This window comes from Poseidonocella sp. HB161398 (assembly GCF_005870025.1).
Lineage (GTDB): Bacteria > Pseudomonadota > Alphaproteobacteria > Rhodobacterales > Rhodobacteraceae > Mangrovicoccus.
This window is the reverse complement of record NZ_VATA01000116.1, coordinates 1-11,027: the sequence shown is the minus strand read 5'-3', so window position 1 is coordinate 11,027 and position 11,027 is coordinate 1. Positions and strand designations below refer to the sequence as shown.

Annotated in this window: 7 protein-coding genes; 4 read left to right on the top strand and 3 right to left on the bottom strand. The window is 70.6% G+C overall.

Going from position 1 to position 11,027, the window contains the following annotated elements; genetic code table 11:
• The first annotated feature begins 2,625 nt into the window (after positions 1-2,625).
• The gene (locus FGX59_RS34695) at positions 2,626-4,104 is read left to right on the top strand and encodes an arylsulfatase (RefSeq protein ID WP_240722850.1); all 1,479 of its coding nucleotides are present in this window, start codon (positions 2,626-2,628) and stop codon (positions 4,102-4,104) included.
• Positions 4,105-4,742: 638 nt separating this feature from the next.
• Here the strand turns inward: FGX59_RS34695 and FGX59_RS34690 are convergent.
• Positions 4,743-5,828, bottom strand: coding sequence for an aldo/keto reductase (locus tag FGX59_RS34690; protein ID WP_138473032.1), 1,086 nt, complete (start codon positions 5,826-5,828; stop codon positions 4,743-4,745).
• A gap of 91 nt (positions 5,829-5,919) precedes the next feature.
• Between FGX59_RS34690 and FGX59_RS34685 the strand changes: the two genes are divergently transcribed.
• On the top strand, positions 5,920-6,807 hold the full coding sequence (locus FGX59_RS34685; RefSeq protein ID WP_138473030.1) for a LysR family transcriptional regulator: 888 nt from the start codon (positions 5,920-5,922) through the stop codon (positions 6,805-6,807).
• Positions 6,808-6,838: 31 nt separating this feature from the next.
• On the opposite strand, the gene FGX59_RS34680 is transcribed toward FGX59_RS34685, so the two are convergent.
• Entirely contained in the window at positions 6,839-7,177 is a 339-nt protein-coding gene (locus tag FGX59_RS34680) for a hypothetical protein (protein WP_171060979.1), read from the bottom strand.
• Positions 7,178-7,421: 244 nt separating this feature from the next.
• Entirely contained in the window at positions 7,422-8,483 is a 1,062-nt protein-coding gene (locus tag FGX59_RS34675; RefSeq protein ID WP_138473028.1) for a hypothetical protein, read from the bottom strand.
• A gap of 320 nt (positions 8,484-8,803) precedes the next feature.
• On the opposite strand from FGX59_RS34675, the gene FGX59_RS39905 reads away from it, so the two are divergent.
• Positions 8,804-8,932 (top strand): hypothetical protein, encoded by a 129-nt coding sequence (locus FGX59_RS39905; protein WP_370296468.1) that lies wholly within the window; start codon positions 8,804-8,806, stop codon positions 8,930-8,932.
• Between the two features lie 1,641 nt (positions 8,933-10,573).
• Positions 10,574-11,027 (top strand): hypothetical protein (locus FGX59_RS38350; protein ID WP_206078521.1); only part of this gene is annotated, 454 nt, incomplete at its 3' end.

The window sequence follows — 11,027 nt, the reverse complement described above, 5'->3', positions numbered from 1 at the left end:
ATCGGCGCGAGGTTGAACCAGACGACGAAGGTCAGGAAGAACGCGAACCAGGTCAGGTGAAGGATTTTCATCTTCCCGCTGAAGGAGAAGATGTTGAAGCCGCCAGGTGCCATGGACCCTCCGGGATTTGCTTGGATATGTCTCAGGTCTAGCCGTCCACAGGTTCAATCCGGTGACACATTCACCCGAACCGGGAAACCTGCAGGGCAGATGCACAAAAAGACTGCAATATGATGCGGCATGGCGCGAAACTGCCGCTGATTGTGCCGGAATGGGAACCCTCGCCGGGCCGGGTGCCCCCGGAAGCCGGTCCGTGGATCGCCTGTCGCGCGCGGATCCCGGCGGCAGCAAGGCCGCCTCCCGCACAGGCCGCGTGACAGCCCGGACGCGCTGCGTGCTCCGCTCTGCCGCCTCGCCGGGCAGGCAGGGCATGGCGGGCTTCCCCGGCGTGGCGGCGATGCCGCCGGGCATCGCCCCGCCCGGCTGGCCCCTGCTGTCGTCGCGCTTCCGGATCCGGGCGCCGAATGAGACCCGCACCAGGCGGCACATACCCCCGGACAGCCAGCGCGGCCGCGTCCGGTCCTCCCGGAGGCCGGCAACCGGACATGGCCGGCCCCTGGAGCGTCTCTGGCCAACCGCCACGCTGCGGTCCGGCATCGATGCCATCACGGGTCTCCGCAAGGCCAAAGGCTCGGCCAGCCGCCACGGGCCTCCGCAAGGCCAAAGGCCCGGCCAGCCGCAAGGTCGGCCGGCGGTTTGTCCTCTTTTCCAGGCACGGTGGCGACGGGCGGCGACCGGGCAAAGGCCGTGGAGGCAACGTCGAAGAGCGCCACCTTGAAGCGTCTGTTCCGCGCCGCGAAGGATGTCCCGACGCCATCGCCCGCGACGTTCCGAACCGGACCATGCCGCTACCGCCGTTTCGGAAGGCGGCCCCCCGTCCCGAATGATCTGCACGCCGCGCGCGCGCCCAGATCCGCGGCGCCGGGAAGACCTCCGCCATGCAGGAGGGCGTGGAGGGCAAAGGTGCCCCCCGGGGGTCGCCGACCGGTCCGTAGGCCGGGGCGCGGGTACCGACAGCACGGCATCCCCGCATCATTGGCTGCGAGCGCGCAGGTCCGCTCCCGCCGAGCGGCCCTGCAAGCCTGCGCAGCCGGAGCGATGCCGACGCGGCGTCCCGCCGGGCTTCGCCGAAGAGGTGCCCGTGCACGCCCTCGGCGACAACGCTCCGGCGGAGATGGCGATTGCGGCGACTGAGGTCATAGCCAGCAGCGCGCTCCGGGCCCTCGTCGGCGAGGGAGACGGCAGTTGCGAATACCCCCCGGCCTGCGAACGGGCCGGATCGCCGCGGCGGCGCCCGCGCCGGATGGGTCGGGCGCGAGCACGGACGGGCGGTGCAGCAGGGCCAGTGTCGTCCGGGATTCCCGAGGCGTCCCGGTCCGTCGCCGGGCGGGACGCCCCCCGAGCTCCCGTCCGCGCCCACGAGCGCTAGACCATCCTCACGGCCGATCCGGATCATGACGATCCTGCCGCCCTGCATCCGCGGGCGCTCGGAAATTTATCGGTAGAATCCTGCTGGCGATCTTCCTGCCACCGCGCGCCGAAGCGCGATGGCAGATCTGGCGGGACTGTGTTGTTGAAAAACGCCAGGTGCGGTCGAGAGGGGGCCCGAAGTTGGAATCTTGTTCCCAAGCTTGGCTGAAGAAGTCGGATATCGGAGCATTTGCGCCCAATCGCGGAACGTCTTCCCTCGAGTTGAAGGTCCGCGGGCAGAGTTGCGAGTTTTTCAACAGCATCGACTGCCAGCTGCCAGTGCGGTGCGCCGGAACGCGAGGGCCGGATGCGCAGCTGGGGCCGCCAGGAGGTGCCGGAATGCGCGGAGCGGCGGATTTCGGCAGAGGGTTGGGCGGCCGATCGGCAGGATCGCGCCCCCGGATGGTCGCCTCATATGCGCCGATCAGGTGGCGGCGGCCATGAGGTGTTTGTCCGGGTCTGCCGATCGGCGCTCTGCCTTGCTGCCGAATGTCCCGTGACGGGGCCGGCTGCGGGACGCATAGCGGGGCCAGCCCGGGCGCAATCGGCGGGACAGCCCCGGCCTGCGGCGGAAGGCGCGCCGGTCCCTGCGGCCGGGGGGCTGGCTCCGGCGCGCGGTGAAATGGCACCGCGAAGCGCCGTGGCGCCCCCGGGACGCCGCTCCGGCCCCTGCCCCGCCGGAGGTGCGCGCCATCCGGGCCTCCTCCTGCCCCTGCTCCCGGCCCGGAAGCGCCGCGCTGCAATTGCCGGTCATCCGCGCGGGCCGCGGATCCCGGCCCGCGCGGAGATCGCTCAGACGGTCCGCCGGCCTGCGCCGGGCCTTTTCCCCGCCAGCCTCCGGGCAGGAGAGCGGGAAAAAGGAGCTTGGACGGCGTGCCCAACGTCAAATCTTCACTTGACCCAGAACCGGCCGCGGCTTCAACTGCCTGCAGGGAACAAGTGCAAGTGACTATCTTCATGTAGTTATTTCGAAAGCGGCCCGGATCTCGCGGAACGCCGCACATCAAGGAGGAGAGGACTATGCCCGTCCCGAGACGTCACGCCGCCCGGCTTTTCGCCTGCGCGGCCCTGGCTGCTATCGCCGGATCCGCCGCCATGGCGCAGGAGGCCGCGCGCCCGAACATCCTCGTGATCTGGGGCGATGATGTCGGGATGTGGAACATCTCCGCCTATCACCGCGGGATGATGGCGGGCGAGACGCCCAATATCGACCGGATCGCCGCCGAGGGCATGCTGTTCATGGACCACTATGCCCAGGCCTCCTGCACGGCCGGGCGCGCCGCCTTCATCACCGGCCAGTACCCGCTGCGCGTCGGCCTCTCCACGGTGGGCCTGCCCGGCGCGGTCCAGGGGCTCTCCACCGAGGACCCGACCCTGGCCGAAATGCTCAAGCCCCTCGGCTACCGCACCGGGCAGTTCGGCAAGAACCACCTCGGCGACCGCGACGAGCACCTGCCGACCAATCACGGCTTCGACGAGTTCTTCGGCATCCTCTACCATCTCAATGCCGGGGAATATACCGAGCAGCCGGACTACCCGGTCGAGGCGCTGGAGGCCGCCGGGATGGCGCAGCGCGGCATGATCCACAGCTTCGCCAGCGAAGATGGCGGACAGGAGATCGAGGATCTGGGCCCCTTCGGCCAGGATGTGCAGCGCCATCTCGACCAGGACGTGCTGGAGGAGAGCAAGCGCTTCATCACCGAGGCGGCCGAGGCCGGCGAGCCCTTCTTCGTCTGGCACAACACCACGCGGATGCACTACCGCACGAACCTAGACGAGCACTATGACGGCATCACCGGACTCGGCAATGTCTATGCCGACGGCATGGTCGAGCTTGACGACGACGTGGGCGAGCTCCTCGCGCTGCTAGACGAGCTCGACGTGGCGGACAACACGGTGGTGATGTTCTCCACAGACAATGGCGCGGCCTCGAACTCCTGGCCGGACGGCGGCAACCAGCCGTTCCGCGGCGAGAAGGGCGTCGGCGGCTACGAGGGCGGCTTCAAGGTGCCGATGATGGTCAAGTGGCCGGGGCTGATCCCGGCGGGCACGACCACGGGCGAGCTGATGACGATGGAGGACTGGATCCCGACGATCATGTCCCAGCTCGGCGAGCCGGAGCTGAAGCAGGACCTGCTCGAGGGCACCGAGATCGGCGGCCGGAGCTACAAGGTCCATCTCGACGGCTACGACCAGACGCCGATGCTGAAGAAAGAGGGCCCGTCGAACCGCAAGGAGTTCTTCTACTTCACCGAAACGACCTTCCACGGGCTGCGCTACGGCGAGTGGAAGTTCCTCTTCACCAGCCAGGACCGCTGGTTCAACGGCCAGCAGTACGAGATGACCTCGCCCCTGATCACGCGGCTCGACCTCGACCCGTTCGAGCGCTTCCACGACGCGCGCGGCTTCGACGAATGGCAGGAGAACCGCTCCTGGGCGATCGGCCCGGCGCTGGGGCTGGTCAACGAGTTCGTCGCCTCCTTCGAGGAGTTCCCGCCGCGCATCGCCAGCTTCTCGACTTCGGTGGAGGACATGTCGCGGACGATCATGCAGGCCGCACCGCCGCCGCAATAGGGCACCCTGGCGGAACAACGGGTCTCCCGCGGCCTGCGGGCCGGAAGGTCAAGCCATCCGGTCCGCCGCCGCGCGATCCGCCGTGACGGCCCGTCTGGCGGTCCACCTGGCGGCTTGCCTGGCGGCCCGTCTGGCGGCTTGCCTGGCGGCCCGTCTGGCGGCTTGTCTGGCGGCCGCGATCCGCAGGCCATCGCGGCGCGGCACCCGTTGAGGCCGCGTGCGAACGATCCGCCGCGGGGACGGCTTCCCGGACCGGCGGCGGTCGATCTTCGCGGGTCGTGTTCGACCCGGACCGGCGGCGGGCCGGGCCTCCCCTGCGATCGCCCAGCGGATGCCGTATTCTCCGACCGGCGGCATTCGTCGCTCTCGATGCAGCTGTGCCGCATCCACCGGCCTTCCCGGGCCGCCCCGCGAGATGCCTCCTGGCGCCGGCCAGGACCGCGGGACATGACAGCATCAAAATCAACCGCCGAGGACTGGCGGCACCCGGCGCGCCATTGGCGCCTGGACCGAGCGTCCGCGCGGCTGCGGGACGTTCCCCGCCCGAGCGCCGCGCCCGCCGACGCAGAAGGCCGGCCGCCACGCCGAGGGCACAGGCGATCTCCGCCGCCTGCCCCGCCTCCGCGATCCCGCGGCTGTCAGCCCACCTGCATCCCGCCGAACAGCATGTCGCGCGGCAGGTTGAAGATGAAATACGGATTGAGCGGCGGCAGCGCGCTCGCCGTGTCCAGGCGGTTCCGCTGCTCTTCCGGCAGTTCCAGCGACAGGGCCGCAAGGTTGGCCTCCAGCTGGTCGGGCCGGCTCGCGCCGAGCAGGAGCGAGCTGACCTCCGGTCGGCCCAGCACCCAGGCCAGCGCCACCTGCACCATGGGCACGCCAAGTCCGGCCGCGACCTCGCGCAGCACGTCGACGATGCCGAAGTTCCGCTCGGTGAAGAGCATCCCGCCATAGGGGTTCGCGCCGTTCAGGCGCTCGCGCGGCTGGCCTGCCGACCCGTCCACGCCTTTGGGCACGGTGGCGCCCTCCGCGGCGGCGGCGAGCTTGTCGCGGCCGTATTTCCCGGTCAGAAGGCCGCCGCCCAGCGGGCTCCACGGCATCATGCCGAGGCCGAACTCCCGCGCCATGGGCACGAGGTCCAGTTCCACGCCGCGCTCGGCAAGCGACCAGGCATATTGCAGGCCGACGGGACCCGGCAGCCCCTGCGCCGCCGCCAGCGTGGCGATCTTGGCGACATACCAGGACGGCGCGTTGGAGAAGCCGTAATAGAGGATCTCGCCCCGCGCGACGGCATCGGCGAGGCTGCGCAGCACCTCCGCCGCCGGGGTCAGCTGGTCCCAGACATGCACCCAGTAGAGGTCGATCCGGTCCGTGCCCAGGCGCTTCAGCGATCCCTCGATGCCGAGGCGGATATTGTAGGCGCCGTTGCCCGCGTGCAAGGGCGTGCCCGCGGATCTGGGGAAGCCGGACTTGGTCGAGACCACCAGCCGGTCGCGCATGCCGCTGGCCTTCAGGAACCGGCCCAGCATCCGCTCGCTCTCGCCGCCGCCATAGACATCGGCCGTGTCGACCAGGTTGCCGCCCGCCGCGACATAGGTGTCGAAGATCGCGCGCGCGGCCGGCTCCTCCGCTCCCCAGCGGCCCGCGCCGAAGGTCATGGTGCCAAGCGCCAGCGGACTGACGACGAGGCCGGAACGGCCGAAGGGACGGTAGCGGGTCATCTGCATGGCATTCTCCTGTGTCTGCGCAAAGATAGGCGGCTGCGCCCCGGGGGATTAGCTGCTAGCTGTGCCATGAGCCTGTGAGGATTCTTCAATAATGGCGCGACTGCCGCTCAATGATCTCGCCGGGTTTGCCGCGGTGGCACGGACCCGCAGCTTCACCGCCGCCGCGGCCGAGCTCGGCGTGTCGCCCTCGGCGCTCAGCCATGCGATGCGCGGGCTCGAAGAGCGGCTCGGGCTGCGCCTGCTGGCCCGCTCCACCCGCTCTGTCGCCCCGACCGAGGCGGGCGCGGCCCTGCTTGGCCGGCTCGCCCCGGCCCTGGCCGAGATCGGCGCGGGTCTGGAAGATCTCGCCGCCTTCCGCGACGAGCCCGAGGGCATCGTGCGGCTGACCACCTTCCACTGGATCGCCTCCACCTTCCTCGCCCGTCGCCTTCCGGCGTTTCTCGCCGCCCATCCGGGGATCACGGTGCAGGTCACTGTAGACGACCGGCTGCAGGACGTGGTCGCGGACGGGTTCGACGCCGGGCTGCGCTTCGGCGAGGATGTCGAGAAGGACATGATCGCCGTGCGCGTCGGCCCGCCCCTGCGGCACCTCGTGGTGGCCACGCCCGGCTACTGGGACCGCCATGGCCGCCCCGCCCATCCGCGCGACCTTCGGGGGCATGCCTGCGTCTGCTACCACAACCTCAGCAGCGGCAGCATCAGCCCCTGGGAGTTCGAACGCGACGGCCGCGAGCTGCGCCAGCGCGTCGAGGGGCCGCTGGTCTGCAACTCGGCCGGGCTCGCGCTGGCCCTCGTCCGCAACGGCGGCTGCGTCAGCCTGCACATGGAGGAGGATGTCGCCGCCGATCTCGCCTCCGGCATACTGGAAGCCGTGCTCGAGGACTGGACGCCGCCCTTCGACGGCATCTTCCTCTACCATCCCAGCCGCAGGCAGATGCCGCCCGCATTGCGCGCCCTGGTCGATTTCCTGAAGAGGTGACGCGGCGGGCAGGCCCCCGCTGCCGCGGAGGTCAGGTCACGAGGGGCATGATGTCGACGCCGTCGCCGGGGAAGACGGTGAAATGCGGGTGCCCCTCGAAGAGCGCGGCCGCGGCGTCGGCCGTTTCGGCCTCGACCACCAGATAGCCGCAGAACGGGTTGACCGCCTTGGCGATGCCGTCCTTGGTGATGCGCGTCGTCTTGCCGACCATTCCGCCGCGATCCACGATCGACCCGGCGTTCCTGTCCTCCCAGGCCTTCCACTGCCGCAGCCCGTTGGCATCGACAGCCTCCTGTTCCGCCTTCGGCAGGTTCCGGAAGGAGGCGAGGCCTTCGGGGGTCATGGTGTAGACGGCCAGGAAACGGGGCATGGGCCACCTCCGCGAACATGGATGGACAGAGCTTGCCCGCTTCGCGGCGCTCTGTGAACCCCGTTGTGCAGGGACCGGGCCCCCGCGCCTTCCCGACGACCGGACCCGCCGCGGCGCGGCGACCGCCTCCGCAGGACAGGAACGGCCCGGAACCGCAGCGGCAGAAGGAAGCCGGTGCTGGCCGCGCTCCCGCGGGGCCAGCTTGCCGGGCGTCCGACGGCTGCGCGGCCCGGACGGCCTTCGCCTATCCGGCATCCCCCTCCAGGAAGGAGATGACCGCCTCGGAGAGGTCATGATGGATGGTCTCGCGGGCCTCCGCCGACACGCCGCAGATCGCGGCCTCCCCGTCTTCCGCCATCAGGATCTCCGGTCCGGCGGCCGTGCAGACGGCGAAAGCGTCGAAGACGGACGCGCCGGGCATGGCAACGGAGCGACCGGTCCGGTCGCCGCCCGAGGCGCCATCACGGGATCCGAGCCAGATCCGCAGCGTGCGAACATCCGCTGGCGGGCTCCCCAGCGCGGCAGGATATTCCGGGTTCACCGCGATCACCGAGGTCACGCGCGGATCCCGCGCCATCCCGGCCAGGCCGTCCCGCCGGGTCTCCGCCAAATTGGCCCCTTTTGCGGCAAGCCACCCGCAATCCGGGCCTTCCGGCGGGCTCCCGGGCACGCAGCTGCGCAGGTAGCGGGCGCCATCCAGATCCGCCCCGGCGACGGAAAGGGCCGCGGTCGCGCCAAGCGCAACCCCCGCGACGGACAGGTTGCGGCCGTCGATCCGCGGCCCCCAGGTCGCATCCGCCAGCACAAGATTGATCGCCCGGCGGATGTCCCGCGGCCTTTGCCATATTTCGTCCAGGGCCTGGGCCGCATTTTCCGGACGCGGCGCATTGACCTCGACGGCGACAAAGCCCGCCCGGGCGATGGATGCACTGAGCCAGGCACCGGAATCGGCCGCCGAGCGCAGCCCCCCGTGCGACACCACCACCAGCGGCAGCGCTCCGTCCGGAAACGGCGCCTCTGGCGCAGCGGGAACGCCTTCGAACACGGGATTGCCGCCGATCCTGGCCGAGGCCGGCGCCCCGGACGGATACCAGACCGTCAGGGACAGAGGGCGCGCCTCCACCGAAGTCTCGCGAAGATGGGCAACGCCTGCCGCCGTCTCCGCCAGGGACGGCGCCGCGGCCAGGATCAGCGCCAGAGTGAGACCGAATTTCATGCCGTGGCTCCATGCGCGGACTTGCAGATCGTGCCGCTGTATCATGCCGTTCCGCCGATGGCAGCTTCCGTGATCCGGCCTCTGGCGCAAGCCCGCTGTGATCGCCGCGGTCGCGCAACGGACAGACTCACATGTCTGACGGCGCGCAGAGCGCCACGCTGGGACATAGCGGATCGGCATCGCCGCTTGGCGACCGGCACACCGCAGCCCGCCAATGCTGGCACGCAACTGGGCGCCGACAGAAGATGCCGGGACATCGTCATGGAGGAAGATCGTGCCCCATCGGGGTTTTCAGGCGGCCAGCACGCGGCCGGGGGGGCGGTGGCGGTCATCGCCTTTCTTCGGGTCAGGTTCGGGTTGCGAAGCCTGGAACCGGCACGGAGATGACGATGACCTAAGAGAGAACGGCGATGCTCGAACTGACTGACCAGCGCGCCGATGACGATCTCCTGCGCGAGATGCCGACCTATGCCGCCGAACGCATCATGGAATTCGGCCGTGAAGCAATTGATCCGGGGGATCGATGGCAGGGAGAATGAAGTCGAACTGAAGACGGGCGCGGCGAAGGGCGGCATCTCGCCGCTTCGCAAGGTCCAGCGCAACGGGTGCCGGGAGCGAGGCTGGGACACCCGGGCCGGGCGGATCGCGCCGGACGCGGTCGCGCTTGCGGCTTGCGTCGGCATCGCCTGCCGGCAGCATCCTCCGGGTGCGCCTGCCGGGCCGTGGAGGGCAGGCGCGATGTGCCGGGCATGGCGACCGGCGCCGCCGGGGCCGGACCCTTCCGGAGCGGTTGCGAGATTTTCGCGGCGGGACCGGCGCCACGACCCCCGGTCTCTCCTGCGTGACCTCGCCCGGCGCGGCCCTGGCGGCGTGACGCGGTGCGCATGCGGGCATCGGGGCGGCCTCGGCACGCGTGCCCTCCACCGCCTGGCAGCGCTGCCGGGTGCATCTTCCAGCGCAATGCCCTGGCCCATGCCGGCAAGAACGGCCGCCGCATCCGCCGGGACGGCGGTCCCCCGGACCGGTTGCCGGCCCGGCTCATTCGCGGCCTTCCTCGCCATGGCCCTTGCCCGGCCGGACCATGCGGCGGCGAGGGCCCGGTGGCGCCGCGCCGCCGGCCAGAGGCGGCCCAGGCGGCCGAAGCGCGCCAATCTGATGGACAGGGAAGAGGACGACATGCCGCCCGGTCTTGCCCCGTACCGTCCCCGGACGGCTTGCCGCGCCCCGGCAGTGCCGGAGCTGGCGGCACGGCACGGCCCCGATCAAGCGCCTGGACGGCAAGATCAGGCGGCGCACCGATGTCGTGGGCCCGCGGGCTCTCCCTCGGACCGGTGGCAGTCATGCCCGAACGCCCGAACGAGGCAGAGATCCGGCGCCTCGCCGCCGCGATCCTGGCGGAGCGGACGGAGGACTGGACGGTTCAGCGCGCCAGGTCCATGAGGCTTCCGTCCTAGGGCCCCGGCCGTCAATCCGGGAACCGCACGGCAAGGCTGCCGCAATTGCCGGGCTGGCAACGGACGGGGGCGCGGAGACCCCGGATATCGGTGCGCCGCCCGCGCCGCCCGCCGCGTTGGTCCCGTGCAGAACCATGTGCTCCCTCCGCAGCGCCATCGCTTCCGCTCCCGGTGCCCCGGTGCCATGCCTGCCGCCGTGATCAGCGCGCAGGCCGCCCGCAGGACATCCGGAAACCGCGCCCGGACAGATGTCCTGCGGCAGCGCCATGTGCGTCCCCGCCGGGACCCGCGTCCCGACGGGGATCTCGCCATGGCGGGACGGACCCTGCCGGGAGCTGGCTTCCCACTTTCCTCTGCCGGTTGGCGTCCCGGGCGGCAGCCGGAACCGGATCGCGCTGCAGGCGGACCCCGGTGCCGTCTAGCCGAAAGCTATGGTGCCGTGAAGGCGACCGTGGCCCCTGCGGGGCCCCGAAAGCGCCCGAACGCCGATCCGCCATGCGACGGCCAGGATGGCGGGCTTCCAGCCGCGGCGCCTGGAAACCTGCATGCCTCGAGCCCGCATCGCCTCGCATGGTGCGCCATCACGGTGGCCGCATCGAAAGGAAGCGGTGCATCCGTTCCCCGGATCTGGAGTTGGAGCCTTTCGGCTTTGCTTTAGGATCCAGCGTTGCCGGGGTGCGGTGTACCGGTCGCCATGCGGCGGTGATGATCCGCCCGGTCCCGCGCATGGAACAGGGCGACACAAGCGATGAGCAGAACAGTCTGGGGATTCACCGTGACGCGCAGCAAAGGCGGCCGCAACATCTGGCCGCCGGAGCTGAAACGCGAGGCCGCCGGAGGGTCCTGGATGAAGGCCTGCCCCCCGCAGACATCGCCCGGGAAATCGGCCCCAATGACTGCATGCTCCGCGACTGGCTGAAGGACGAACGCGTCCGGCGCGCCTCTGTCCGGCACCCGTCGGCCGGCTTTGCCGAGGTCACCGTCGGAGACACGGAGACCTCGGGGCCCCGCGGAAACTGTCCCGGACCAGGCAGCCCCCATCGCCATTTCGATCGGCGGCGTCCGCATGGAGCTCCCGGCGGATCTGGACGAGGGAACGCTGTCGAAATTCATCCGCGCCCTGAGGGCGGCCTGATGCTGCCGCTGAACGGGCTGAAGATCTGCCTGGCGACCGAACCAG

Bases quoted from the DNA above. Each gene is read 5' to 3' on its own strand.
- FGX59_RS34695 (WP_240722850.1), top strand. From the start codon at position 2,626: ATGGCGCAGGAGGCCGCGCGCCCGAACATCCTCGTGATCTGGGGCGAT.
- FGX59_RS34690 (WP_138473032.1), bottom strand. From the start codon at position 5,828: ATGCAGATGACCCGCTACCGTCCCTTCGGCCGTTCCGGCCTCGTCGTC.
- FGX59_RS34685 (WP_138473030.1), top strand. From the start codon at position 5,920: ATGGCGCGACTGCCGCTCAATGATCTCGCCGGGTTTGCCGCGGTGGCA.
- FGX59_RS34680 (WP_171060979.1), bottom strand. From the start codon at position 7,177: ATGCCCCGTTTCCTGGCCGTCTACACCATGACCCCCGAAGGCCTCGCC.
- FGX59_RS39905 (WP_370296468.1), top strand. From the start codon at position 8,804: ATGCTCGAACTGACTGACCAGCGCGCCGATGACGATCTCCTGCGCGAG.